Raw genomic sequence first — 25,245 nt, forward strand, 5'->3', positions numbered from 1 at the left:
CCGGGCTCCGCATCCGGTCGCGTCGGCTCGGTGGTGAAGCCAGGGGAGTGACACTGCGCTCCGACTTTCGAGCCGGTGGTGGTACGACATCTGTACCGCCACCGGCTTTGTCGTCGAAGCCGATCGAAGGACGTCAGCGTGTATCTGGGTGCTCTGGAGTTGGACGTGTTGTTGGGGGACGTACGTTCGCTGGCCGAGAAGCGGTCGATGATGGAACCGGTTCTGGGTGATCTGCAGAGGTTGGGCGTCTCGGCGGCGGAAACCGGTGAACGAGAACGTATTCGACGGTCGTTGCTGGGGGTCGCCGCGGCAGGTACCGATGTGGACCTGCTGCACGACAAGCTGGACGAATGCGAGCGGCACGTCGCCGAACGCCACGATCTGGAATTGTTGGCAGTACGTCGGAGAATATTCGGACCCGAGGATTGATTCGGAAAGTCCTGTCGAGCACTGCTCGGCAGGCGTGAACATCGCAGCCGCCGGGATGTCGCACTTCGGTCGACGTCCGGCCATGAAAGAGGAGTGTGATTGTCGTGGTGGACCAGGCCAGGGCTCGTAAGTTGTCCAAGCGAATCGCTGCCATCGTTGCAACGGCGATCGATCACGAGATCAAAGATCCGCGGCTGGCGTTCGTGACCATCACCGACACCAAAGTCACCGCAGACCTGCACGACGCCACGGTGTACTACACCGTGATGGGTGAAGACCTCGATACTCCACCCGATCTGCAGGCTGCCGCGGCGGGCCTGGAGAAGGCCAAGGGTGTGTTGCGCTCGAAGGTCGGAGCCGGAACGGGTGTCCGATACACACCGACATTGACGTTCGTGACCGATACGGTGCCCGACACCGCTCGGCACATGGAAGACCTTCTCGAACGAGCCCGCGTGGCCGACGAGGAACTAGCTCGTGCGCGTGCGAACGCCACACCGGCCGGAGACCCGGATCCGTACAAGGCTCCACGCGAAGTGGCAGACGTCGAGCCCGCCGAAGCCGACTGACATGTCCGATGGTTCGGGGGCAGAGTCGCCGCAGGACGAGGATTTCGCACGGGCGATCGAGATGTTGGAACACGCATCGTCGGTGACCGTGCTGTGCCACGTTCAGCCCGACGCGGACACCATCGGTAGCGGGCTTGCGCTCGGTTCGGTACTCGAACGTCGCGGCACCGATGTGCAGGTGGCTTTCGCGGCACCGGCATTTCTGCCCGAGTCCATGAACGCGCTGCCGGGCCGACACCTGTTGGTCGACGCCGACAAGGTGGCCGAAACTGTGGATCTGGTCGTCACTGTCGACGCCGGCAGCCGGGGTCGGCTCGGTTCGCTGGGCGATCGACTCGATTCTGCGTCGGCCAGCCTCGTCATCGATCATCACCGAAGCAACACCCGTTTCGGAACTGTCAACGTGGTGCATGCGTCAGCGGAATCGACCACTGCTGTGATCGCGCGGCTGTTGGACCAGTGGGGTGTCGAGATCGATGCAGATCTGGCGCATCTGCTGTTCGCCGGCCTGGTCACCGACACCGGTTCGTTTCGTTGGGTTCGCCCGGGTTCACATCTGCTGGCCGAAAGACTGTTGGCGACAGGTATCGACGGCGCACACATCGCGCGCAAGCTGCTCGATACTCACCCGTTCGATTGGCTTCCGATGCTCGGTTCGGTGCTCGGTTCGGCATCGTTGATTCCCGAGGCGGCCGACGGGCGCGGATTGGTGTACGCGGTCATCCGGAGCGAAGACTCGGCAGGGTTGCGCTCGGAGGAGATCGAGAGTGTCATCGATATCGTCCGCACCACATCCGAAGCCGAAGTGGCCGCGGTGTTGAAGCAACAGGACTTCGGCGCGGTCTGGGTGGTGTCGTTGCGGTCCAAGACCGAGGTCGACGTGTCCGCCGTGGCGTGTGTCCTCGGCGGTGGCGGACACCGCAACGCGGCCGGCTACACCGCAACGGGTGAGCTCGCCGACGTGATCGACGCTCTGCGCGGGGCCCTGTCCACGTCGTGAGTGCCTCGCCGGTCACCGCTCGTCGAATTCTCGGCCTGTCCCTTCCCTCTCTCGGCGTGCTCGCCGCCGAGCCCCTCTATCTGCTGTTCGATGCCGCTGTCGTCGGCCGACTCGGTGCGCTGGCGCTCGCCGGCCTGGCGATCGGTGGTTTGGTACTGGCGCAGGTCAGCACTCAGTTGACCTTCCTGTCCTACGGCACGACGGCGCGAGCCGCACGTATGCACGGTGCCGGGCGCGAACACGACGCCGTGGGTGAGGGAGTCCAGGCAACCTGGTTGGCATTCGGAGTCGGGGTGGTCATCGTGGCGGTCGTGCAACTCGCGGCCGGGCCTGTGGTGTCGGTCCTAACCGGAGGTGGGGACATCGCCGCCGAGGCGATCGCGTGGCTGCGTGTCGCGCTGTTGGGTGTGCCGTTCATCCTGATCTCCTTGGCCGGAAACGGGTGGATGCGCGGTGTCCAGAACACCGTGACACCGCTACGTTTCGTTGTGCTCGGCTTCGGTGTGTCGGCGGTTCTGTGCCCGCTTCTGGTCCACGGATCGTTCGGATTCCCGCGGTTGGAGCTGGTCGGGTCGGCCGTGGCAAATGTGATCGGTCAGGGCGTCGCCGGTGTCTTGTTCGTGCTCGCGGTCGTTCGAGAAAGCACCGGACTGCGTCCGCGATGGTCGGTGATGCGTGCGCAGTTGGTTCTCGGTCGCGATCTCATCGTGCGCAGCCTCGCTTTTCAGGCCTGCTTCCTCTCCGCCGCCGCGGTCGCGTCGAGGTTCGGGGCCGCCTCGGTTGCTGCGAACCAGGTGGTGCTGCACATGTGGAACTTGGTGTCACTCATGCTCGATTCGTTGGCAATTGCGGCGCAGACCCTCGTCGGGGCTGCGTTGGGAGCCGGCCGGACCGAGGATGCGCGCGCACTCGCATGGCGCTTGACGGCATGGTCGACGGTGTTCGCCGTGGTCCTGGCCGGCGTGTTCGCCGTCGGGCGCTCGTTCGTCCCAGGCCTGTTCACCAGCGATGCGTCGGTCATCGATCAGATGCATGCGATCTGGTGGATCTTCGTTGCGATCATTCCCATCGCCGGCGTGGTGTTCGCGTTGGACGGAGTGTTGCTCGGCAGTGGCGATGCAGCATTCCTACGGAACGCCACCATGGCATGTGCCGTTGTGGGGTTCCTGCCGTTCATCTGGTCCGCTCTGGTCTTCGACTGGGGGTTGGTGGGAATCTGGATCGGACTCGGCGTCTTCGTCGCCCTGCGCATGTTCGCGGTGGCCGGGCGGGTGCTGTCCGGTAGATGGCTGGTGATCGGCAGCGATCGTCAATTAAGGGGATGACGGCAACGCTGGATGCAATGCCACCTCGAGGCTCTTCACCACGAAGTACACGCTGCGCCCCGGCTCGAGCTCGAGATCGGAGACCGCAGCGGGGGTGATGTCGGCGGCCATGCCGGGCGAGCCGTCGGGATGCGGACGGGACCGAACGCGAATGCCGGAGCCCTGCACCTCCATCTCGTCGATCACTACTTCGAAGACGTTCCGCGGACTGGCGTGGGGGGCTGTCGGGTGGACCGAGACCGCGGCGGGGGAGAAGACTGCGACCAGCGAGGTTCCGGCGACGTGTTGCCCTGACCCGTGGACCGTCAGGCCCCAGCTCGTTGTCAGCGCGGTCGTTCCGTGGTCATCGGCCGCGCGGCCGGAGAGCAGGTTGACTCCGGCGATGCGAGCACCGAATTCGCTTCGCGGAGCGGCGAGTACCTCCGCAACCGACCCTCGCTCGACCACGCGCCCGCCGTCGACGATCGCGACGGAGTCGGCCAGCGCGACGACGTCGAGCAGATCGTGAGTGACGATCAGCGCCGTACGAGAGCGTTCGCGCAGTACCGAGCGCAGCACTCTGCGGATCGCCGGCGCGGTCTCGACGTCCAGCGCCGCAAGGGGTTCGTCGAGCAGCAACAGTCGCGGATCGGCGGCGAGGGCACGCGCGATCGCTATGCGTTGGGATTGGCCACCGGACAATTGGCCCGGGCGACGACCGGCGAGATGAGAGGCTTCTACCGCGGCCAGCCACCTGTCGGCCACAGTCTTCGAGGACTCTCGACTCGCACCCGCGCTCCGCGGCGCGAAGGCGACATTCGTTCGAGCGTCCATGTGGGGAAACAGCAGCGCGTCCTGCGCGAGGGTGGCGACTCCTCGTGCGTGTATCGGGACGAAGGTTCTCGTCGACGTGTCGGTCAACATGTCCTCGCCGAGTCGGACAACACCGTCGTCCGGTCTCACCGAGCCCGATACGAGCTGCAGCAGTGTCGATTTACCGGCCCCGTTGGGTCCGAGGATGGCAACGGTCTCGCCCTCTTCGACGTCGAGTTCGAGATCGATGCCACGGACATCGAGAGTGGCACGCACGTGCAGCGAGCTCACAGCGACGACGATCGAGTACCGCGCGCGGTGACCACGACGAGGGCCGCAACCAGGATCAGCACCAGCGACAGAGCCACCGCGGCATCCGGATCGGCCTCGCGCTGCAGATAGATCTCCAATGGCAAAGTCCGGGTTACTCCTTCGAGCGAGCCGGCGAAGGTCAAGGTCGCTCCGAATTCGCCGAGTGCGCGGGCGAACGCGAGCACGGTACCGGAGATCAATCCGGGCAAGATCAGGGGAACGGTGACGCGTCGCAGAACGGTGGTCGGAGTTGCCCCCAGAGTCGCCGCAACCACGTCGTAGCGACTTCCGGCCGTACGCAGTGCGCCTTCGACGCTCACGACGAGAAACGGCAGCGACACGAACACCTGCGCCAACACGACGGCGGAGGTGGTGAACGCGATTCTGATACCGAACGCATCGAGATGTTCGCCCAGCAATCCCTGGCGTCCGAAGGTGTAGAGCAGCGCTATGCCGCCGACGACCGGCGGCAGTACGAGGGGGAGTACGACGAGAGAGCGAAGCACCGAGATTCCTCGAACAGCGCTGCGCGAGAGCACGAGTGCCATCGGCACGCCCAGCAGTAAGCACACCACCGTGCTGGCTGTGGCCGTCTTCAGGCTCAGGATCAGCGCTGCGACTGCAGACTCCGAGGTGACGAGACCGACGAAGTTCGACCAGTCGATCCGGGTGAACATCGCGGCCAGGGGCGCCACGACGACGAGCGCGCCGACGGCCGCCGGAACGAAGATCCACAGCGGTACCCCGACCGCCGACCGCCCGCCATCGGCGGCGCGCACGGTCACGGAGCGGCGAAGCCGGCTCGGGCGAGGACGTCTCGGCCCACCGATCCGGAGACGAACTCGGCGAACGCGCGAGCGGTGGCCTCGTTTTCGGACCCACTCAGGGTCGCAATCGGATAGGTGTTGACGGCTTCGCTCGATTCCGCGAACGGCACGGCGGTCACGGCGTCACCCGCCCCTGCTGCGTCGGTGACGTACACCAGCCCGGCATCGGCTTGACCCGACGTGACTTTGCCCAGTACGTCGGTGACGGACGATTCCTCGCTCACCGCCGGGATGTCTGTGCCGGTTGCAGTTTCGAGGGCTGCCGTCGCCGCACCGCACGGCACCTGAGGGGCACAGATCACCGTCAGAAGGTCGGTATTCGCCAGATCGGCGAAGGATGTGATGCGATCCGGGTTACCCGGCGCGGTGACGATGGTCAGGGTGTTGGAGGCGAAGTCGACGGGATCGCCCGCGACCACGCCGGCATCGACCGTCTTCGTCATGTTTTTCGTATCAGCCGAGGCGAAGACATCGGCCGGCGCTCCGGCGATCAGCTGCGTGACCAGGTCGGAGGATCCCGCAAAGCTGAACTCGACCGAGGTACCGGGATGCTCGGCCTCGAAGCGCGGACCGAGTTCGGTGAACGTTGCGCGCAGCGATGCAGCAGCAAAGACGGTGATGTCACCCCCGATGGCAGCACCGGTCGCGGCCGTGTCGGAGGCACCGGATTCGGACGCCCTGTCGCATCCGGCGAGGACAAGAGTGACGGCACCGAGAGCCGCGAGTACCGGTCCGAGTTTCTGCACTGAAATCTCCTGCGATCTAGGGGGTCTCGACGATGACGGTGGTGGCCTTGACGACCGCGACGGTCACCTTGCCGGGCTCGAGGCCGAGTTCACGAACGGACCCGGTACTCATCAGAGACACGATGGAGAAGGGCCCACATTGCATCGTGACCTCGCTCATCACCGTGTCCGAGACGACCTCGGTCACCAGCCCGACCAGTCGGTTACGGGCAGAACTACCGCCGGACGCCACTTCGGGCGGGGGCGCGGCATGCTGGCGGGCATAAGCGGCGAGGTCATGCCCAGCGATCACCTTGCGCCCGGTCTCGTCCTCGAACGAGGCGAGTGTGCCGCTGTCGATCCACCTCCGCACGGTGTCGTCACTGACGCCGAGAAGTGCAGCCGCGTCTCGGATACGGACCGGGGGCACCGTCATCGATGCACCTGAGATGCCACGCATGTCCGCAAAAAAGTCATGAGAGGCACCATATACCCGAATCTGCGGTTACATCGACAGATTACCTCCAGGGTGGCCAGCACCGTCGGCCATGACAGGGCTATCGCGTCACCCCGCCTGGATGCACCGCGGAATCTCCGTGGAGGATTGAGCGTTGATACGTTCTCGGGCGGTTCGGCGACTCGACGTCGACGGCCCAACGGATCGGAAGGGGTCATCAGTGGCAGCGAAGCTGTGGGCAGTGAGCGACATTCACGTCGGACATCGGGGCAACAGACCCGTCACCGAGGACATCTTCCCCGAGTCTCCCGAAGACTGGCTGATCGTGGCCGGAGACGTCTCGGAGAAGACCGACGACATCAAGTGGGCGCTCGAACTGCTGCGTAGTCGTTTCGCGAAGGTCATCTGGGTTCCCGGAAACCACGAGCTGTGGACGACGGTGAAGGATCCCGTCCAGATCCACGGAGCAGCCCGATACGAGTACTTGGTCAACCTGTGCCGTGAGATCGACGTCGTCACTCCGGAGGATCCGTACCTGCTGTGGGAGGGGGAGGGTGGTCCGGCGACGATAGTGCCGATGTTTCTGCTGTACGACTACACCTTCCTGCCGCAGGGAGCGCGGGACAAGGAGCACGGGCTGGCGATCGCGCGAGAGAAGAACGTCGTCGCCACGGACGAGTTCCTGCTGTCCTCGCAGCCGTACGCCACACGTGACGCCTGGTGCCATGCGCGTATCGAGACCACTCGTGAGCGTCTCGATGCCCTCGACACCACCGTTCCCACGGTGCTGATCAACCACTTTCCGATGGTCCGTCAGCCGACCGAGGTGCTCTTCTACCCGGAGTTCGCGCTGTGGTGCGGGTCGACCCTCACAGCGGATTGGCACACCAGGTACAACGCGATCTGCTCGGTGTACGGGCACCTGCACATTCCGCGGACCACCTACTACGACGGCGTCCGCTTCGAGGAGGTGTCGGTGGGATATCCACGCGAGTGGCAGCGCCGTGGATTGCCGAAAAATGTTCTGCGACAAATACTTCCGGTCCCCGAGTATCCGCCGGGTTCGTTGAACAAATGGGGCGGACATTTCACCGTGACCCCCGAGATGGAGGCAGAAGTAGAGAAGATGAGGGCGGGCAAGTGATCGAATCCATACTTCCGAACGGTGTGGTCTCCGCCGAACTGTTCGCCGACCCACCGGATCTGGTGCCCCACCCGCTCGAAGCGCCGCTGGTCGCCAAGGCGGTGGACAAGCGCAAGCGTGAGTTCACCTCGGCTCGGCACTGTGCTCGCGTCGCCATGGGGAAGCTGGGTGTGGAGCCCGCACCGATCATGCGGGGCAAATCCGGTGCGCCACAGTGGCCGAAGGGTGTGGTCGGATCGTTGACGCACTGCGACGGTTATCGGGGTGCCGTGTTGGCCTACTCGATGCAGGTGCGATCGGTGGGTATCGACGCCGAGCCGCACGGGCCTCTACCCGACGGCGTGCTCGAAGCAGTGAGCTTGAAGGCAGAGCGAGACTGGCTCGCGACCGCGGGCCGTGAGGACGTGCACTGGGACCGAGTGTTGTTCTGCGCCAAGGAAGCCACCTACAAGGCCTGGGAACCGCTGACCGGGCGGTGGCTCGGTTTCGAGGATGCGCACATCACCTTCGAGCGCACCGGCTCCGGTGACGACATCTCCGGAACGTTCCGATCCGAACTGCTGGTGCCCGGCGATACCGTGTCTGGGCCTCCGCTGACGTCGTTCGAGGGTAGATGGATGGTGGCCGGCGGGCTGGTGATGACGGCGATCTCGGTGATGTGACGACCGGTTCGTCCGGCCTGGCACAATGCTCTCTCGTGAGTGCTCGCGAAAAGATTTCGTCCGGTCTCGTCGGTGCCGGTTTACTGGTGGTCGACAAGGGGCCGGGCGTGACGAGTCACGATGTGGTGGCGTCGTGTCGAAAACTGTTGCGCACCAGAAAGGTCGGCCACGCGGGAACTCTCGATCCGATGGCGACTGGCGTACTGGTGCTCGGTGTGGAGCGGGCGACCAAGATGCTCGGCCTGCTCTCGCTCACCACCAAGTCGTACACCGCGACGGTGCGGCTCGGCCGTAACACGACGACGGACGACGCCGAGGGCGACGTTCTGACGGACGTCTCGGCCGCGCACCTCGCCGATTCGGACATCGCGACCGCGATCTCTGCGTTGACCGGTGACATCGAGCAGGTACCGGCGAGCGTCAGTGCCATCAAGGTCGACGGACAGCGAGCACACAAGTTGTCTCGCGCCGGCGAGGAGTTCACCCTCGCCGCCCGGAAGGTCAGTGTCACCCGATTCGATGTGACGGCCAGGCGTGATGTCGTCGAACACGACGCCACCTTCGTCGACCTCGATGTCGAGGTGGACTGCACGTCGGGGACGTACGTGCGGGCGCTGGCCCGTGATCTCGGTGCAGCACTGGGTGTCGGCGGTCATCTGACCGTGCTGCGCCGCACCCGCGTCGGCCCCTTCACGCTCGAGCATGCCCGGACGCTCGAGGAGTTGGCCGAGAATCCGGCCGTCAGTCTGGATATCGACGACGCCGCACGTACTGCTTTTCCGCACCGACAGATCGATGCAGGCGAGGCGGAGTCACTGAGCCAGGGGCGCTGGCTGGACCCGATCGGAATCGACGGGGTGTACGCGGCCGTCGATCCGACCGGTCACACCATTGCTCTGCTTCAGGAGAAGGGCAAGCGCGCCAGCTCGGTCATGGTCGTGCGACCCGCGACGTTGCGCGGGCATTGAGCGGACCCGAAGATCAGTTCGCTGGAACCATCCAGATCGCCTCGGCGGCGCGATGGCCGAGGTCGATGGAATCGGTGGTGCCGGTGCGAGCCAGCTCGATGGCGACGGTGCCGGCGTAGTCGCGTCGTTCGACGACCGTGATCGGCAGATCCAGCGTGATACCGACGGAATCGAAGTATCGGAGCATCGCCGGGTCGGAGTCGGAAATTCTGGCGACTCGGCCGGATTGTCCATCGAGGTACTCGCTCAGGCGGGTCGCGGACGGAGTTTCGATTGCGCCGTCGACCGAGGGAATCGGGTCGCCGTGCGGATCCCGTTCGGGGTGGCCCAGTTTGGCGTCGATTCGATCCATCATCAGATCCGAGACTGCGTGTTCGAGAATCTCCGCCTCGTCGTGCACTTCGTCCCAGCCGTAACCCAGTTCTCGAACCAGGTAGGTCTCGATCAGACGGTGCCGACGCACCATGCCGATGGCAGCCAGGCGACCTTTCTCGGTGAGTGAGATGGCTCCGTAACGGGCGTGGTCGACCATGCCCTGATCGGCCAGCTTGCGAATCGCCTCGGACACCGTGGAGGCAGAGACGCCGATGCGCTCGGAGAGCATCTTGGTGCTGACGGAGTCCTCGCTCCATTCACTGGCCGTCCAGATGACCTTGAGATAGTCCTGCGCAACCGCGGACAGCTGGACACCCTCGTCGGCCGGTGCGGGATCGGTTTTTTGTTGCGCCACGGTGCCGAGCTTAGGCAATCCAATGGAAAAAGACATCTCACCCGGCCGGAGCCACCGGCACCCGACCGCGCTGCCTCAGAGCGCGGGTGACGATGCCCTGCGAGGGGCTCAGCAGGTAGGCGAGCACGAAGACGAGCCCTTGGGTGAGTACGACGCTGCCACCGGAGGACACGTCGAGGTAGAAGCTGGCGTAGATCCCCACCAGCGCGCACCCGACCGAGATGAGTGGTGCCAGCACCAGCATGCGGCCGAAACTGTGTGTGAGCAGGTACGCGGACGCACCGGGAGTGATGAGCATTGCCACCACCAGGATGACGCCCACGGCCTGTAGTGCGACCACGGTGGTCAGCGCCAGCAGGGTCAGCATCACGGCCGAGATCACGGTCGGATTGATTCCGACGGCGCGTGCTTGGGTGCGGTCGAAGGCGAAGAGCGTGAAGTCGCGACGCTTGACGATCATGATGATCAGCGCGATTCCGCCGAGGACGAACACCTGCACCATGTCGGCCTGCGAGACGCCGAGCAGGTTGCCGAACAGGATGTGATTGAGGTCGATCTGGCTGGGAAACTTCGAGATCAATACCACGCCGAGTGCGAACAAGGTGGTGAAAACGACGCCGATCGCGGCGTCCTCCTTGACGATGGTGGTGTTGCGGACGACTCCGATGGCACCGACCGCGATGAGGGCGAACAGTAGCGCCCCGATCGCAAAGGGTGCACCGAGCAGGTACGACAGCGCGACACCGGGCAGAACGGCGTGGGAGACCGCGTCGCCCATCAGAGACCAGCCGATGAGGACGAGCCAACAGCTCAACACCGCGCACACGATCGATGCGGTGACCGTCACCAGGAGCGCCCGTTGCATGAAGGTGTATTCGAGTGGGTCCACGAGAAAGTCGATGACGTACACGGTTCAGCTCGCTTCCGCGGTTCGAGTTGCCGGTCGTGAGGTGCCCGCGCCCAGTTCGTCGATCTTCGACGGATCGATGCCGAAAGCCAGAGCGAGGTTCTCGGGGCGAAGTACCTCGGCGGGACTGCCGTGCATCAGGACCCGCTGCTGGAGCAGGATCGCCTCGTCGCACAGGTCGGGCAAGGCATGCAGATCGTGCGTGGACACGAGAACCGATGCACCGTGTGCGGCGAGTTCCCGCAGCAGCCGGGTGATGGTTGCCTCGGTCTTCTTGTCCACTCCGGCGAAGGGTTCGTCGAGCAGGAGCAACGACGCCTCCTGGGCAATGGCGCGGGCCACGAACGCGCGCTTGCGTTGGCCACCGGAGAGTTGGCCGATCTGACGGCCCGCGAGATGGGCGAGGTCGACGCGGTGGAGGGCCTCGTCGACGGCGCCCCTATCGGCTGCTCGAGGTGTGCGAAGAAAATTCTGCTTTCCGTATCGGCCCATCATCACCACGTCCCGCACACTGATCGGGAACGTCCAGTCGACCGATTCCGCCTGGGGTACGTAGCTGACGGTGCCTGCCTTGCGCGCCTGGGCGGGGTCGCCGCCGAACACGGTGATCGAGCCGGAGTTGGGCTTGACCACGCCCATGACGGCCTTGAACAGCGTCGACTTGCCCGATCCGTTCATGCCGACCAACCCGCACACTCGTCCCGGTGCGAGAGTGAGGCTGGCGTCGACGAGAGCTACGACTTCGCGGTATCGCACGCTGACGGTGTCGACCGACAGCGCTGCTCCGTTCGCGTCGGGGCCGCCGTCGGGCTGGGTCCCAGTGTTTCGGGTCATCGGTCTCCTACCAGTGCGTCGGCGATCGACCGCGCGTCGTAGCGCAGAAGATCCAGGTATGTGGGAACGGGGCCGGCCGCATCGCTCAGCGAGTCGACGTAGAGCTTTCCTCCGAATCGAGCGCCGGTGTCCTCGGCCACCTGCAGCTGCGCCTTGTCCGAGACGGTCGACTCGCAGAAGACGGCGGGTACGGCGTTGTCGCGAACGAAATCGATGGTGCGCACCACCTGCTTCGGCGTTCCTTCCTGCTCGGCGTTGACGGGCCACAGGTACGCCTCCTGCAGGTCGAAGTCGCGGGCCAGATAGCCGAATGCACCCTCACAGGTGACCAGTGCGCGCTGACGTTCGGGCAATGCCGAGAGGTCGGCGTCGAGTTCGGCACCGACCTCGCGGAGTTGTCCGATGTACGCGACCGCATTCGCTCGGTAGTCGTCTGTATTGGCGGGATCGAGCTCGACGAACGCGTCGGCGATGTTCTGCACGTAGGTCTCGGCGACGACCGGCGACATCCAGGCGTGCGGGTTGGCCTTTCCCGCGTAGGCATCGTCGCGAATGTAGACCGGTTCCACGCCCGCACTCACCACCTTGTGTGGTGCGGGAACACGTTCGACGAACTTCGCGAACCACGACTCGAGTCCGAGTCCGTTGTCGAGAATCAGTTCGGCTTGCTCGGCAGTGCGTAGGTCTCCCGGTGTCGGCTCGTAGCCGTGGATCTCGGCACCGGCCTTTGTGATCGATTCCACTCGCAGGTGTTCGCCGGCGACGTTCGCGGCCATGTCGGCGAGAACGGTGAACGTCGTCAGGACGAGTGGTCTGCCGTCGTCGGACGCAGCCGGATCGTCGTCGCCCACGGCGCGGGCGCAGCTGGTCGACGCCACGACCAGGAGGCCGGCCAGCACCCAGCTCAGCGCTACGCGTCGAGTGCGAAATCCACTCGGGCGAAGAAAAAAGTTAGGCACTCCGAAATATTTACCGTGGGGATACCTTTTTGTCCATAGCTGCCATTCGCGACACGCCTGGCCGAGGATGACCGAGCGGCCGTCGGGCCGTAGGCTTCGCGGTGTGCAGAGATGGCGAGGTCTCGACGATGTACCTGCCGACTGGGGTCGGTGCGTGCTCACGATCGGCGTCTTCGACGGCGTCCATCGCGGGCACGCGCAACTGATCGGTCGGGCGGTGGCTGCAGCGAAGACGCGCGGCGTTCCCAGCGTGCTCATGACGTTCGATCCGCACCCGATGGAAGTCGTGCGGCCGGGGAGTCACCCTGCTCAGTTGACCACCCTGACGCGGCGAGCCGAACTCGCCGAGGAGCTGGGCATAGACGTGTTCTGCGTCATGCCGTTCACGCCCGAACTGATGAAACTCACCCCCGAGCGATACGTACACGAGATCCTGATCGAACGTCTGCACGTCGCCGAAGTGGTCGTCGGTGAGAACTTCACCTACGGGAAAAAGGCACTCGGCACCGTACCCATGCTGCGCAAGATCGGCGAACGGTCCGGATTCGCAGTCGACGGCGTCAATCTGCTCGCCGAGCATGCCGTGACGTTCTCCTCGACGTACATCAGATCGTGCGTGGACGCCGGTGACGTGGCCGCAGCCACGGCCGCGCTCGGGCGACCGCATCGGGTCGAGGGCGTGGTTGTGCACGGTGACGGTCGAGGCCGCCAAATGGGTTATCCGACAGCCAATGTCGCGCCGCCCATGTACTCGGCCATTCCTGCCGATGGCGTCTACGCGGCATGGTTCACCGTGTTGGGCCCGGGTCCGATCATGGGGACGGTCACGCCGGGGGAGCGACATCCTGCTGCCGTGTCGGTGGGCACCAACCCCACGTTCTCGGGTCGTACCAGGACCGTCGAGGCGTTCGTGCTCGACGGTGAAGCAGACCTGTACGGGCAGCATGTGGCGGTCGACTTCGTCGAGCGGCTGCGCGGGATGGAGAGATTCGATTCGATGGAGGCGCTCGTGGAGGAAATGGGCCGCGACGCCGACCGTGCCCGCTCCATTCTGGCGTCGAGCACAGCCTGATAGGCTGTCCCCTCGGTGCTCGCTGCGGTCCGTGGCGGCTGTACCGGCTTCGGTCCCGCTCGCTCGATCGGCGGGACGCGTTGCTTCCTTTCACGCGGACGTCATTGATCAGGAGTAGTACCAGTGGCATTGACCACCGAACAGAAGAAGGCCGTTCTCGGCGAGTACGGCTTGCACCCCACCGACACGGGCTCGCCCGAGGCGCAGGTTGCAATGCTCACCAAGCGCATCGTCGACTTGACCGAGCACCTCAAGATGCACAAGCACGACCACCACTCCCGCCGCGGCCTGCTGCTGCTGGTCGGACGTCGTCGTCGCCTGCTCAAGTACATCGCGAAGGTCGACGTCACCCGCTACCGCTCGCTCATCGAGCGTCTGGGTCTGCGTCGATAATTCGCAACGACGCGAGGATGTCACCTCGGCACGGTTCGACGCGCCGGTGTACACCCGACTCGCAGCAATAGTGCAGTAGCCAACGAGGCAGTGCTTAGACTGGTCCTCGTTGGCTATCTGTGTTTGTACCGCAAGAACAGTTTCGCCAGCACGACAAAAGCGGATGCACGGCATCCGCACACCGCCGTGTATGCCTGTCACGCCGTGGTGACGGTCTTCGGTAGTGGCCTCTCGGATACGAGATCCGGTGGGCTTCGATCGATGGCCGCCTCCGCGCAGCCGCGTCCCGAGAGAAGCTCGGAGATGGACGGCGCAGGTATGCCGCCACAGCCAGGAGGGCTCGTGGTGTGTCCACGCGGGCACGGCAAAGACGAGAGGACGAGAACAGAACACATGTCGGAAACCACAACCTTGGACGTCGAAGAAGGCGTCTACGAAGCAACCGCGATCATCGACAACGGCACGTTCGGCAAGCGGACCATCCGCTTCGAGACCGGCCGCCTCGCACAGCAGGCCGCAGGCGCAGTCGCCGCGTACCTCGACGAGGACACCATGCTGCTGTCGGCAACGACCGCAGGCAAGCACCCCCGTGAGGGATTCGATTTCTTCCCGCTGACGGTCGACGTCGAAGAGCGCATGTACGCCGCGGGCCGGATCCCCGGATCGTTCTTCCGCCGTGAGGGCCGTCCGTCCACCGACGCCATCCTCACCTGCCGCCTGATCGACCGGCCGCTGCGTCCGACGTTCGTCGACGGACTGCGCAACGAGATCCAGGTCGTCATCACCGTCCTGAGCCTCAACCCCGCCGACCTCTACGACGTCGTCGCGATCAACGCGGCATCGGCCTCGACTCAGATCGCCGGCCTGCCGTTCTCCGGCCCGATCGGTGGCGTCCGCGTCGCTCTCATCGACAAGCAGTGGGTCGCGTTCCCGACCAACGAGCAGCTCGAGAAGGCCGTGTTCAACATGGTCGTCGCCGGCCGCATCGTCTCCGGCTCCGGTGCCGACGCCGACGTCGCCATCATGATGGTCGAAGCCGAGGCAACCGAGAACGTCATCGAGCTCATCGAGGATGGCGCTACCGCACCCAACGAAGCCGTCGTCGCCGAGGGCCTCGAGGCTTCGAAGCCCTTCATCGCTGCCCTGTGCACCGCCCAGCAGGAGCTCGCGTCCAAGGCCGCCAAGCCCACCGGCGACTACCCGGTCTTCCCGGCGTACCAGTCGGACGTCTTCGAAGCGGTCGAGAACGCTGCGAAGATCCCGCTGAACGAGGCGCTGACCATCGCGGGCAAGGCCGAGCGCGAGAACAAGCTCGACGAGGTCAAGGCTCAGGTTCTCACCTCGGTCGGAGATAGCTTCGCCGGCCGCGAGAAGGAGATCGGTGCCGCATTCCGCGCGCTGACCAAGAAGTCGGTGCGCCAGCGCATCCTCACCGATCACTTCCGCATCGACGGCCGTGGCATCACCGACATCCGGTCGCTGTCCGCCGAGGTCGCGATCATCCCGCGTACCCACGGATCGGCCCTGTTCGAGCGCGGCGAAACCCAGATCCTGGGCGTCACCACCCTCGACATGGTCAAGATGGCGCAGCAGGTCGACTCACTCGGGCCCGAGACGTCCAAGCGTTACATGCACCATTACAACTTCCCGCCGTACTCCACCGGTGAGACCGGCCGTGTCGGTTCGCCGAAGCGTCGCGAAATCGGCCACGGCGCACTCGCCGAGCGTGCTCTGCTGCCGGTGCTGCCGAGCCAGGCAGAGTTCCCGTACGCCATCCGTCAGGTCTCCGAGGCGCTGAGCTCCAACGGCTCGACCTCGATGGGCTCGGTCTGTGCGTCGACTCTGTCACTGCTCAATGCCGGTGTGCCACTGCGTGCCCCGGTTGCCGGTATCGCAATGGGCCTCGTGTCCGACGAGGTCGACGGCGAAACCCGTTACGTCGCCCTCACCGACATCCTCGGTGCCGAAGACGCGTTCGGCGACATGGACTTCAAGGTCGCCGGAACCAAGGACTTCGTCACGGCGTTGCAGCTCGACACCAAGCTCGACGGCATCCCCTCCAAGGTGCTCGCCGGCGCGCTGTCGCAGGCCAAGGATGCTCGCACCACGATCCTCGAGGTCATGGCCGAGGCCATCGACACCCCGGACGAGATGAGCCCGTACGCACCTCGCGTCACTGCGATCAAGGTGCCGGTCGACAAGATCGGCGAGGTCATCGGGCCCAAGGGCAAGATGATCAACTCCATCACCGAGCAGACCGGTGCCAACATCTCGATCGAAGATGACGGCACTGTCTACGTCGGTGCAGCGGACGGCCCGTCCGCACAGGCCGCGATCGACATGATCAACGCCATCGCCAACCCGCAGCTGCCGAAGGTCGGCGAGCGATTCCTCGGAACCGTCGTCAAGACAACGGCTTTCGGTGCATTCGTCTCGCTGCTCCCGGGCCGCGACGGACTGGTGCACATCTCGAAGCTCGGTAACGGCAAGCGCATCAACAAGGTCGAGGACGTCGTGAGCGTCGGATCCAAGTTGCGCGTCGAGATCGCCGACATCGACAACCGCGGCAAGATCAGCCTCGTTCCCGTCGAAGACGACAACGCTGCTGCTCCCGCCGACGCTCCCGAGGCACCCGCCGAGGTCAGCGCTGAGTAAGAAGCAACCGAGCCGAACGGTACGTCCCCTCGGGACGTACCGTTCGGCCGTTCCAGAGAGCACCGGCATGGATACGGGCGTGCAGCGTACGACCTTGCCTGGCGGGCTTCGAGTCGTCACCGAGTTCGTGCCCGGCGTTCGCTCGGCCTCGGTCGGCGTGTGGGTCGGAGTCGGCTCACGCGACGAGCAGCCGAGTGTTGCCGGAGCCGCGCACTTTCTCGAACATCTGCTGTTCAAATCGACGCCGACGCGCAGCGCGCTCGAGATCGCCCAGGTGATGGACGGTGTCGGGGGAGAGCTGAACGCATTCACGTCCAAGGAGAGCACGTGCTTCTATGCGCACGTCCTCGACGAAGACGTGGCGCTCGCCATCGATCTGGTCAGCGATGTGGTGCTTCGCGGTCGGTGTAGATCGGCAGATGTGGACGTCGAGCGTCAGGTGGTTCTCGAAGAGATCTCCATGCGCGACGACGACCCCGAGGATCTACTCGGAGATGCCTTCCTGGAAGCCATGTTCGGCGATCATCCGATCGGACGCCCGATCATCGGTTCCGTCGAATCCATCGAGTCGATGACTCGTGCGCAATTGCACTCCTTCCACGTTCGCCGCTACACGCCGCAGCGCATGGTCGTTGCCGTCGCGGGCAACGTCGATCACAAGCAGATCGTCTCGCTGGTGCGCCGCGCGTTCTCCGGCCATCTGGTCAAGGGTGAACGACCGGCCGAAAGGCGAGGTGGCACAGCGCGATTGCGCAATGCGCCCACGTTGAGTCTGACCACCCGTGACAGCGAGCAGGCGCATCTGTGCCTGGGCGTGCGGGCGTTCGGTCGACACGAAGGGCATCGCTGGGCGTTGTCGGTGCTCAATTCGGCCGTCGGCGGTGGCCTCAGTTCTCGCTTGTTCCAAGAGATCCGGGAAGAGCGGGGCTTGGCGTATTCGGTGTACTCCTCGGTGGACACCTTTGCCGACAGCGGCGCGTTCTCGGTGTACGCGGGATGTCAGCCGGAGAACTTGGGCGAGGTCACCACGGTGATTCGCGAGGTGTTGGCCAAGGTTGCGGCCGAGGGCATCAGCGACGCCGAGTGCGCTCGCGCTAAGGGCTCGTTGCGCGGCGGACTTGTTCTGGGCCTTGAAGATTCGGGTTCCCGGATGAACCGTATCGGTCGCAGTGAACTGAACTACGGCAACCATCGCGACATCACCGATACGCTCTCGCGTATCGACAGCGTCGGGAACGACGAAGTGCGCGAGGTCGCTGCCGTGTTGCTCGATCGTCCGTTCGGAGCCGCGGTGGTCGGTCCATACAAGAATGCCCGTCAGTTGCCGGCATCGGTCAAGTCTCTGGTCCGTTAGCGGCTGCGATCACGTCGCGCACTGCGCAGCGGACCAGCTCCGACACTGCTGAGGTGTCGGTGATCGGCTCGAATGCGCGGGTGGAGTGGAGCGCGGCTATTCCGTGCACGGAGGTCCACAGTCTCAGTGCTGTGAACTGTGGATTCTCCGGCGCGACGGCACCGACCGCGGCGATCAAGGCCTCGAACAATGGACGCGATGTGAGCCGCAGGTTCTCGCCCGAGCCTTCGAGTGCGTCGTGCCTGAAGATGAGGGCGAACATCGCCGGTCGCCGTGCCGCAAAGTCCACGTAGGCGTCGGCTATCGCATTCAGTGCATCGTGGGGTGAACCCGACTGTTGTGCAGCAGAATTCAGTGCGGTCGAGAGATCGACCAGACCGACTCGGGCCACGGCCGCGGCCAGTGCGTTCAGTGTCGGAAAGTACCGTCTCGGTGCGCCGTGTGAGACCCCGGCCTCGCGAGTGACCGCTCTGATGGTCAACCCTTCCGGCCCTTCGCTGTCGAGTAGGCGTACACCCGCGTCGATCAGTCGCGTCCTGAGGTTGTCCGGCACGTAGACATTGTCTACTCTCAGCCGTGACGATGTCCAGCCGAGAGGATCGATCAATGTGGTATCTGCTTTTCAAGTACGTGTTGATCGGACCGATTCTCCGAGTTCTCGGGCGTCCGTCGGTGGTCGGTCGAGGCAATCTCCCGACGACGGGACCGGTGATCATCGCCGGCAACCACCTCACCGTCGTCGACTCGTTCTTTCTCGTCCTCCTGGTTCGTCGCCGGGTCACGTTCATCGCCAAGAGCGAGTATTTCACCGGCGGAGGGGTCAAGGGGGCGGTGCTCCGCTGGTTCTACTCGGCTGCGGGTCAGGTTCCCGTCGATCGACGCGGTGCCGACGCGTCGGCTCCAGCGCTCGAGGCCGCGAAAAGCGTTCTGCGACAGGGAAAGGTGTGGGCGGTGTATCCGGAAGGAACTCGATCTCCGGATGGCCGGCTGTACAAGGGCAAGACCGGCCTGGCTCGAGTGGCAATCGAGACGGGTGCTTCGGTCGTGCCTGTGGTGATGCAGGGAACGCTCCGAGTCAATCCGGTCGGTTCTCGAATGTGGCGACCGGGAAAAGTGCGGATGGTCGTCGGTGAACCACTGCATTTCACGAGATACGCAGGGGGAGAGAACAGTAGAGCCATTCTGCGGGCCGTCACCGATGAGGTGATGACGGCGCTGGCCAACCTGTCGGGGCAGGAATACGTCGATATGTACGCCGCGACGGTGAAGGACGCGGCATGACCTCGGACGCGCAGGCACGCGGCAGAACAGTCCTCGTGACCGGCGTCGGTCGGCGCGAGGGAATCGGCTTCGCCATCACCCGACGACTGTTGCATGACGAGAGCACGCGTGTCTTCGCGCACTCGTGCGATGGCTACGACGTCACCGAGCCGTGGGGAGTCGGCACACCGGGAGCAAGGGAGGTGTTGGCCGAGTTGTCGACCGCCTCGGACAGACTCGGCCACCTCGACATCGACTTCGTAGACCCGACAGCACCGGCGACCCTGTTCGACGCGGCCGAATCCAGGCTCGGCACCATCGATTCTCTGGTGGTCAATCATGCGCGATCGCAGCTGGGTGATCTGAATTCGATGACGGCGGAGTCGCTCGACCTGACCTTTGCGGTGAACGTGCGAGCGTCTCTGCTTCTGGTGCAGGAGTTCGTGCGGCGTTACGAGGATCATCCCGACGGTGGCCGAGTCGTACTGTTCACCTCCGGCCAGGACGAGGGGCCAATGCCGACAGAGATTCCCTACGCCGTGAGCAAAGGTGCCATCGCGTCGATCACCCCGACCCTGGCCGATGCGGTGATCGAGCAAGGCATCACGGTCAACACGATCAATCCGGGTCCCACCGATACCGGCTGGGCCAGCGCAGATCTGAACGAATTCGTAGAGCGTCATATGCCACGCGGTCGGTGGAACTCACCGGAAGAGGCCGCGGCCGTCGTGGCGATGTTGCTGTCGCCCGATTCGGGTTCGATCACCGGTCAGGTCATCGGAGCCGAAGGCGGATTTCGACGCTTCACGCCGTGATGGCCGCCGGTGCGTCGGTCAGAGTTTCTTCTTGCCCAGCAACAACTTCCAGGGCACCAGGGCCGACTCGAGCTGTACCGACAAGCTCATCTTGGATTCACCCTCGCTACGCTCCTCGAACGTGATCGGCACCTCGGCGAGAGTGAGTCCGTGCTTGACGGTCCGATAGTTCATCTCGACCTGGAACGCGTACCCGTTGCTCTCGACCGACGCGACGTCGATGGTGCGCAAGGTACGCGCGTGCCACGCTTTGAACCCTGCTGTCGCGTCCTTGACGCCGAGTCGCAGGATCGTATTGACGTAGAAGTTCGCCCAGGCCGACAGCGCTTTGCGGTGCCAGGGCCAATCTGCGGCAACCGCTCCGCCGGGAACGTATCGCGATCCGAGAACCACTGCCGCATCGGTGGTGTTCAGCTTGTCGATCATGGCCGGGATCACCTCGGTGGGGTGCGAGAGATCGGCATCCATCTGGATCACGATGTCCGCGCCTTCGTCGAGAGCCCGCGTCATACCCGCGACGTACGCGCGGCCGAGTCCGTTCTTCTCGGTGCGGTGGAGAACACTGATGGGAAGAGGGCCGTCGATGGCCAGTTTGTCGGCCAAGTCGCCGGTACCGTCGGGTGAATTGTCGTCGACGACCAGCACGCCGAGCCCCTCCAGCTTCAACCCGGCGAGCAACTCGACGAGCTTGGGGAGGTTCTCGCGCTCGTTGTACGTCGGTACAACGACGGTGGTCTTCGGGGCGACTCGTTCCGTACTCACCACCGTATGATCCGTGATCAGGGGTCCCGATCCAAATATCGGACACGATCGGCCGTGTCGGTTCGGCGTTTCAGCCCTCTGTCGAACCTGCGATCGGCCGTCGACGAGCGGCGTCGACGAACATTCCGTCGCGCACGATCGGAACGCAGCCACTAGAGCCGGTCTCGGCGGCGATCACCACATCTTCGGGATGCCCCATCGCGATCAGCTCCTGTCCGGACGCGCATCGCTGCAGCTCGGAGGCCACATCCTGCTCCACGGCCCGCCACGCCGCTGCCGCCGCCACCGCCTCCGCCGACGCATCGGCTGCCCCGGAATCGAGAAGTTCGGCGATGACCGCACCCGCACCCCACAGGTCCTCGACGGCGGGACGCAGTGACGCATCGGGCCACCGTTCACCGGACGCTATGACGGCAATCACGGCGGTCGGGTTCTCGGCACGTATCCACTTCGCGACCGCCGCGGCATTTCTCAACGATGCGCCCACACACAAGTCTGCCCGGCTCGCGAGCTCGTGCGCGATGGTGGAGCCATTGGGTGACGGCAACACCAGACGGGCGGGTGGTGGACTGTTCCGGATACTGGCCGGGCACAGGCTGATCCGGCCCGGTGAGCCCACCGAACGGCCGACGGCGAGAACTGCGCCGAACTCGTCGGCCAGCTGCGAGGCTCGGTCATCGCGCCAGCGGGACGGAATCACATCGATACCCGCATCCATCGCCACTGTCAGCGTCGTCGTGAACGACAGGACGTCGACGATCACGGTGATGTCCGACCCGTCGACGATCGCATCGGCACCCGAGAGACCCCACTCGAATCGGACTCCCTGTGCGCGCTGAGACAGTTCGGGGTCGACAGGCATTGCCGAACGGTAGCAAAGCAGGCGACGGTGCTACCTTCGGCGCGTAATCGAGTGGGGGAGTCGAAGATGCAGTTGGCGCTGGATACAAAGGTGATCGTCCTGGCGGCAGGTCTTCTGTTGCTGTGGGCTCTGGGGTTGGGGGTGTTGAAATACCGCCAGATGTCGACCTCGGCGGACGGGGCTGCGCATCGGTACGTCGACATCGCTCACCGGGCGGCGCTGATGTACTCGTTCGCCGCGCTGGTCTTGGCCGTTCTGGCGCAGTTCAGTGCCTGGCCGGTTCTGGTCGACCTGGCCGCCGCGTCGGTGGTGTTGCTGTTCTTCGTGGGTGCGATTGCCGGATACACCGTACATGGGGTCCGCCGGGATACCGAGAACCAGTTCGTCGATCCCGTCCCGGGGACGCATCTGTTCATGGTGGCGTTGATCGTCGGCGAAATCGGCGGTACAGCCGTACTGCTCACCGGTTTCGCAATCCAGCAGTTCGGTTCGAGCTGAAACCGAGAGCTACCGAGGGTCCAGATACAACTCGGCGGTCTCGGTGGCGACCGCGGACACCGCAGCAGCAAGACCCGGCTCCAGGTCCAGCGCAGCGGTGAGTCGTTCCCCTCGCAGTCCCTGCGTTCGCAGCAGCTCCCAGGCTTGTTCTACGAGGCGTACCGAGGTGGGGTGGTCCAATTCGGGGCGGTTGGAGCGCAGTGCAGTCGCAGCCCAGTCCGCGTCGAACGTCCCGTTGGGCGGACCGAACACACGCTCGCCTGACGAATAACTTTTCGGCTCCATATACCGACGCTAGCAGCATCGACCGTCGGTGTGATCGTGACCGAATAGCGTCGGAGCAGCACTACCGAACCGATCGGTTTGTTCGGTAGGTTACGGCGATGTACGAAGGTCACCACAGCAAGCCGGGTGCGTCCATGGCGGCCTGGTCACTGGTGGCTGTTGTGCTGACGGGCTGCTCCGGTACCGACGTCGCCACCGGGATCGACGAGGTCCCGGCCGGCACGAACTACACCACGGTCACGGGTTCTTTGATGGTCGGAGATCCGCTTGCTGTTCCGGGTCCCACCGCCGCTCCAACGGCCGTGATTCCCTACGCCGACGAGCTTCCCCCGAATCTCGAAGGTGCCCGATACCCGGGAATGTCGCCGGTCGGTGTCGCCGATGTCGTGTTCGTGGGGTCTTCGGCCGTCGAATATCGGCTGGCGGGCAACGGACCGGTGTCGTACACGGTTCGTTATGTCGACGAGGCGGTGCGATACGCCACGAGTGAACCCGTCGCGGTGCCGGGAAAGTCCGTACTGCAGGTCGATCTGTCCGGGACGTCGACAGAACCGGACGTTGCCGTCCCGGCCTACGCCGGGCCCGAGCGGATACGCAACGATGCGAATTCGGCCGTGGTCTCGGTCGACTTTCTGGCCGATCCCGGCGGAATTTCGCAATCGTTCATCGGGGTGGGTGCCGATCGGCCCGAATTCACGGTGACCACGACGGAAAGTCCTGCCGCAGTGATCGTCAGCATCGCATCCTGACGAACGCGTGAACGTCGAATGCACCTCGGCCCTGGCTGTTTCGGTCCGTCTGCGTCGGCCGAGCGGTAGCATCCCCGGTGTGTCCGACGCCACTGCGAGAGAGAATCTGCCGGCTCGACTGCGGGTGCTCGTCTACAGCAGCAATGCCGAGACTCGCACTCGGGTGAAGTCTGCCGTGGGAACGCGACCGGATCCGGTGCTCGGCGAGATCGACTACGTCGACATCGCCACGGCAGCTGTCGTCATCGAGCACATGGATGCCGGCGAAGTCGACTTGGCCATTCTCGACGGCGAGTCCTCACCCGTCGGAGGGCTCGGCTTGGCGAAGCAGCTCAAGGACGAGATCGATCCGTGCCCGCCGGTGCTGGTACTCATCGGCCGCCCCGACGACAGGTGGTTGGCGGACTGGTCACGCGCCGAGGCTGCGATCGCGCACCCGCTGGATCCCATGCGGCTCGGGCGTGCGGTGGTGGATCTGTTGAGGCAGCACTCGGTTCACGTCGACGGGGTCTCCCAACAGCGTTAGGTCAGACCGTCTTCTCCGATGCTGGCACCGTCAGCACGAACCGGTGGATCGAACCGGCGATGACGGCTCCGAGCACAGGGAACACCACGAACACCCAGAGTTGAGACAGTGCAGGTCCGCCGGCGACGAGCGCAGGTCCGAAAGACCGAGCCGGGTTGACCGAGGTCGAGTCGATGCCGATGCCCAGTAGGTGAACCACGGTCAGGGTCAGGCCGATCGGGATGCCGGCCGCGACGACGGGGTGAACGGTAGGAGCCGTGGTGGCCAGTACGACGAGGACGAGCAGGCCGGTCGCGATCGTCTCGAACACCGCCACCGACATCAGCCCGTACGCTCCGGGCGAGGAGGTGCCGAATCCATTGGTGCCCAGACCGTCCGACGACATGTCGTACCCGGGGCGGCCGGACGCTACCGCCAGAACGATCAGCGCGCCGATCAGTGCACCGACGGCCTGGGCGGCGATGTAGAACGCAGCTTTGATCGGGGTGATTGCGCGAGCGATCAGCGCTCCGATCGTCACGGCCGGGTTGATGTGGCAGCCCGAGACAGGGCCGATCGCGTACACGAGGGCAAGCAGTGTCAGCCCGAAGGCCAGAGCGATGCCCGGGGTTCCGACGGTGTCGCCCGCTATGACGGCGGTGCCGACGCCGAAGATCACGAGCAGGGCAATTCCCAGTCCCTCGGCGGCGAGCGCCGAGACGGAAATCGATTTCATCGTTTCTCCTTCTTGATCACGGCGGCCCGTGCTCGGGCGGCCGGCAATATTCGATGGTTTGTCGTCGACCGCTGCTCGGAGCGCATGCGATCGAGGTGGTGATACGGAATACACCGGCGGTGGCACTCGGGGACGGGCCGCCATGAGTGTCAACGGTGTAGGAAACTGGACCGCTCGAAATCCCGCGAGATTCGCACCGAACCCATACTGTGTGGTTCAGGTCACATTGGTACGGCCGTCGCATTTACTTCGCGTCGGCGCGGACGTCGATCGAGGGAGCGGATGCCCGAATGAACGCCTACGTTCCGATTCTCGTTCTCGGTGTCATTGCGATCGTCTTCGCGGTGTTCTCGGTGATGGTCGGCACCATGGTGGGGCCCGCACGATACAACCGCGCCAAATTCGACGCGTACGAGTGCGGTATCGAGCCCACGATGCATGCGCCTACGGGGCAACGGTTTCCGGTGAAGTTCTATTTGACCGCAATGCTCTTCATCATCTTCGACATCGAAATCGTCTTTCTCTATCCGTGGGCCGTCCATCTCGATGTACTGGGCGCGTTCGGGCTGGTCGCGATGGCGCTGTTCGTCGTCAACGTGTCGGTCGCGTACGTGTACGAGTGGCGGCGGGGCGGCCTCGGTTGGGATTGACTCGACGAT

General features: G+C 64.6%; 30 protein-coding genes. 17 read left to right on the plus strand and 13 right to left on the minus strand.

Features of this window, described 5'->3' with window-relative positions; genetic code table 11:
• The first annotated feature begins 138 nt into the window (after positions 1–138).
• From ASG84_RS14175 to ASG84_RS14190, 4 genes are all read left to right on the plus strand, one after another.
• Positions 139–429 carry a DUF503 domain-containing protein gene (locus ASG84_RS14175; protein WP_032377081.1) on the plus strand — a complete coding sequence of 97 codons (291 nt, stop codon included), beginning with the start codon at positions 139–141 and terminating at the stop codon, positions 427–429.
• Between the two features lie 104 nt (positions 430–533).
• Positions 534–998: a 30S ribosome-binding factor RbfA gene (gene rbfA, locus ASG84_RS14180; protein ID WP_057477786.1), complete on the plus strand. Its 465-nt coding sequence runs from the start codon at positions 534–536 to the stop codon at positions 996–998.
• A gap of 1 nt (position 999) precedes the next feature.
• On the plus strand, positions 1,000–1,998 hold the full coding sequence (locus tag ASG84_RS14185; protein WP_057477654.1) for a DHH family phosphoesterase: 999 nt from the start codon (positions 1,000–1,002) through the stop codon (positions 1,996–1,998).
• Positions 1,995–3,323: an MATE family efflux transporter gene (locus ASG84_RS14190; RefSeq protein ID WP_057477655.1), complete on the plus strand. Its 1,329-nt coding sequence runs from the start codon at positions 1,995–1,997 to the stop codon at positions 3,321–3,323. Before ASG84_RS14185 ends, ASG84_RS14190 begins: the two co-directional genes overlap by 4 nt.
• On the opposite strand, the gene ASG84_RS14195 is transcribed toward ASG84_RS14190, so the two are convergent.
• The 4 genes from ASG84_RS14195 to ASG84_RS14210 are packed head-to-tail and all read right to left on the minus strand — an operon-like array spanning position 3,312 to position 6,415.
• Positions 3,312–4,406, minus strand: a complete 1,095-nt coding sequence (locus tag ASG84_RS14195) for a sulfate/molybdate ABC transporter ATP-binding protein (protein WP_156399514.1) — start codon at positions 4,404–4,406, stop codon at positions 3,312–3,314. The two genes, ASG84_RS14190 and ASG84_RS14195, sit on opposite strands and share 12 nt — an antisense overlap.
• Positions 4,403–5,212: an ABC transporter permease gene (locus tag ASG84_RS14200; protein WP_200936581.1), complete on the minus strand. Its 810-nt coding sequence runs from the start codon at positions 5,210–5,212 to the stop codon at positions 4,403–4,405. The genes ASG84_RS14195 and ASG84_RS14200 overlap by 4 nt, the downstream gene beginning before the upstream one ends.
• Entirely contained in the window at positions 5,209–6,000 is a 792-nt protein-coding gene (gene modA / locus ASG84_RS14205) for a molybdate ABC transporter substrate-binding protein (protein ID WP_156399515.1), read from the minus strand. Before modA ends, ASG84_RS14200 begins: the two co-directional genes overlap by 4 nt.
• A 16-nt stretch (positions 6,001–6,016) precedes the next feature.
• The gene (locus ASG84_RS14210) at positions 6,017–6,415 is read right to left on the minus strand and encodes a TOBE domain-containing protein (protein ID WP_057477789.1); all 399 of its coding nucleotides are present in this window, start codon (positions 6,413–6,415) and stop codon (positions 6,017–6,019) included.
• 241 nt (positions 6,416–6,656) lie between these two features.
• On the opposite strand from ASG84_RS14210, the gene ASG84_RS14215 reads away from it, so the two are divergent.
• From ASG84_RS14215 to truB, 3 genes are read left to right on the plus strand one after another with little or no spacing between them, the layout of a single operon-like run.
• Positions 6,657–7,580, plus strand: a complete 924-nt coding sequence (locus ASG84_RS14215) for a metallophosphoesterase family protein (protein ID WP_057477657.1) — start codon at positions 6,657–6,659, stop codon at positions 7,578–7,580.
• Positions 7,577–8,242, plus strand: coding sequence for a 4'-phosphopantetheinyl transferase family protein (locus ASG84_RS14220; protein WP_057477658.1), 666 nt, complete (start codon positions 7,577–7,579; stop codon positions 8,240–8,242). Before ASG84_RS14215 ends, ASG84_RS14220 begins: the two co-directional genes overlap by 4 nt.
• 35 nt (positions 8,243–8,277) lie before the next feature.
• The gene (gene truB / locus ASG84_RS14225) at positions 8,278–9,210 is read left to right on the plus strand and encodes a tRNA pseudouridine(55) synthase TruB (RefSeq protein WP_057477790.1); all 933 of its coding nucleotides are present in this window, start codon (positions 8,278–8,280) and stop codon (positions 9,208–9,210) included.
• 13 nt (positions 9,211–9,223) lie between these two features.
• On the opposite strand, the gene ASG84_RS14230 is transcribed toward truB, so the two are convergent.
• Genes ASG84_RS14230 through ASG84_RS14245 form a run of 4 tightly spaced genes read right to left on the minus strand, consistent with a single transcriptional unit; the run spans position 9,224 to position 12,640 of the window.
• The gene (locus ASG84_RS14230) at positions 9,224–9,958 is read right to left on the minus strand and encodes a metal-dependent transcriptional regulator (RefSeq protein ID WP_442970950.1); all 735 of its coding nucleotides are present in this window, start codon (positions 9,956–9,958) and stop codon (positions 9,224–9,226) included.
• A gap of 19 nt (positions 9,959–9,977) precedes the next feature.
• Entirely contained in the window at positions 9,978–10,850 is an 873-nt protein-coding gene (locus tag ASG84_RS14235) for a metal ABC transporter permease (RefSeq protein ID WP_057477660.1), read from the minus strand.
• Positions 10,851–10,853: 3 nt separating this feature from the next.
• Entirely contained in the window at positions 10,854–11,681 is an 828-nt protein-coding gene (locus ASG84_RS14240; RefSeq protein WP_057477661.1) for a metal ABC transporter ATP-binding protein, read from the minus strand.
• Entirely contained in the window at positions 11,678–12,640 is a 963-nt protein-coding gene (locus tag ASG84_RS14245) for a metal ABC transporter substrate-binding protein (protein ID WP_057477662.1), read from the minus strand. The genes ASG84_RS14240 and ASG84_RS14245 overlap by 4 nt, the downstream gene beginning before the upstream one ends.
• Before the next feature lie 103 nt (positions 12,641–12,743).
• On the opposite strand from ASG84_RS14245, the gene ASG84_RS14250 reads away from it, so the two are divergent.
• The 4 genes from ASG84_RS14250 (at position 12,744) to ASG84_RS14265 (ending at position 18,114) form a co-directional block, all read left to right on the plus strand.
• Complete coding sequence (locus tag ASG84_RS14250; protein ID WP_200936582.1) at positions 12,744–13,712, plus strand: bifunctional riboflavin kinase/FAD synthetase; 969 nt, start codon at positions 12,744–12,746, stop codon at positions 13,710–13,712.
• Positions 13,713–13,835: 123 nt separating this feature from the next.
• On the plus strand, positions 13,836–14,105 hold the full coding sequence (gene rpsO / locus ASG84_RS14255) for a 30S ribosomal protein S15 (RefSeq protein WP_027496764.1): 270 nt from the start codon (positions 13,836–13,838) through the stop codon (positions 14,103–14,105).
• Positions 14,106–14,498: 393 nt separating this feature from the next.
• Positions 14,499–16,760, plus strand: coding sequence for a polyribonucleotide nucleotidyltransferase (locus ASG84_RS14260; protein ID WP_057477664.1), 2,262 nt, complete (start codon positions 14,499–14,501; stop codon positions 16,758–16,760).
• Between the two features lie 67 nt (positions 16,761–16,827).
• Complete coding sequence (locus ASG84_RS14265; protein ID WP_057477665.1) at positions 16,828–18,114, plus strand: M16 family metallopeptidase; 1,287 nt, start codon at positions 16,828–16,830, stop codon at positions 18,112–18,114.
• On the opposite strand, the gene ASG84_RS14270 is transcribed toward ASG84_RS14265, so the two are convergent.
• Positions 18,095–18,667 (minus strand): TetR/AcrR family transcriptional regulator, encoded by a 573-nt coding sequence (locus tag ASG84_RS14270; protein WP_235581658.1) that lies wholly within the window; start codon positions 18,665–18,667, stop codon positions 18,095–18,097. The two genes, ASG84_RS14265 and ASG84_RS14270, sit on opposite strands and share 20 nt — an antisense overlap.
• A gap of 53 nt (positions 18,668–18,720) precedes the next feature.
• Between ASG84_RS14270 and ASG84_RS14275 the strand changes: the two genes are divergently transcribed.
• Both ASG84_RS14275 and ASG84_RS14280 read left to right on the plus strand, forming a co-directional pair.
• Complete coding sequence (locus ASG84_RS14275; RefSeq protein ID WP_057477666.1) at positions 18,721–19,395, plus strand: lysophospholipid acyltransferase family protein; 675 nt, start codon at positions 18,721–18,723, stop codon at positions 19,393–19,395.
• On the plus strand, positions 19,392–20,189 hold the full coding sequence (locus ASG84_RS14280) for an SDR family oxidoreductase (protein WP_057477667.1): 798 nt from the start codon (positions 19,392–19,394) through the stop codon (positions 20,187–20,189). Before ASG84_RS14275 ends, ASG84_RS14280 begins: the two co-directional genes overlap by 4 nt.
• An 18-nt stretch (positions 20,190–20,207) precedes the next feature.
• On the opposite strand, the gene ASG84_RS14285 is transcribed toward ASG84_RS14280, so the two are convergent.
• Positions 20,208–20,951, minus strand: coding sequence for a polyprenol monophosphomannose synthase (locus tag ASG84_RS14285; protein ID WP_057477792.1), 744 nt, complete (start codon positions 20,949–20,951; stop codon positions 20,208–20,210).
• A 70-nt stretch (positions 20,952–21,021) separates the two neighbouring features.
• Entirely contained in the window at positions 21,022–21,813 is a 792-nt protein-coding gene (locus ASG84_RS14290; RefSeq protein ID WP_057477668.1) for a 2-phosphosulfolactate phosphatase, read from the minus strand.
• 66 nt (positions 21,814–21,879) lie between these two features.
• Between ASG84_RS14290 and ASG84_RS14295 the strand changes: the two genes are divergently transcribed.
• Positions 21,880–22,311: a hypothetical protein gene (locus ASG84_RS14295; RefSeq protein WP_057477669.1), complete on the plus strand. Its 432-nt coding sequence runs from the start codon at positions 21,880–21,882 to the stop codon at positions 22,309–22,311.
• A gap of 9 nt (positions 22,312–22,320) precedes the next feature.
• Here the strand turns inward: ASG84_RS14295 and ASG84_RS14300 are convergent, their stop codons facing one another.
• Positions 22,321–22,596, minus strand: coding sequence for a hypothetical protein (locus tag ASG84_RS14300; RefSeq protein ID WP_057477670.1), 276 nt, complete (start codon positions 22,594–22,596; stop codon positions 22,321–22,323).
• A gap of 98 nt (positions 22,597–22,694) precedes the next feature.
• Here ASG84_RS14300 and ASG84_RS14305 point away from each other — a divergent pair, with 98 nt between their 5' ends.
• The gene (locus tag ASG84_RS14305) at positions 22,695–23,345 is read left to right on the plus strand and encodes an AMIN-like domain-containing (lipo)protein (protein WP_057477671.1); all 651 of its coding nucleotides are present in this window, start codon (positions 22,695–22,697) and stop codon (positions 23,343–23,345) included.
• A 79-nt stretch (positions 23,346–23,424) separates the two neighbouring features.
• On the plus strand, positions 23,425–23,871 hold the full coding sequence (locus ASG84_RS14310; RefSeq protein WP_057477793.1) for a hypothetical protein: 447 nt from the start codon (positions 23,425–23,427) through the stop codon (positions 23,869–23,871).
• Between the two features lies 1 nt (position 23,872).
• Here ASG84_RS14310 and ASG84_RS14315 read toward each other — a convergent pair whose 3' ends face one another.
• Complete coding sequence (locus tag ASG84_RS14315) at positions 23,873–24,586, minus strand: aquaporin (protein WP_057477672.1); 714 nt, start codon at positions 24,584–24,586, stop codon at positions 23,873–23,875.
• Between the two features lie 290 nt (positions 24,587–24,876).
• On the opposite strand from ASG84_RS14315, the gene ASG84_RS14320 reads away from it, so the two are divergent.
• Complete coding sequence (locus ASG84_RS14320; RefSeq protein ID WP_057477794.1) at positions 24,877–25,236, plus strand: NADH-quinone oxidoreductase subunit A; 360 nt, start codon at positions 24,877–24,879, stop codon at positions 25,234–25,236.
• Positions 25,237–25,245 lie beyond the last annotated feature (9 nt).

Source organism: Rhodococcus sp. Leaf278 (genome assembly GCF_001426085.1).
Taxonomy (GTDB): Bacteria; Actinomycetota; Actinomycetes; order Mycobacteriales; family Mycobacteriaceae; genus Rhodococcoides.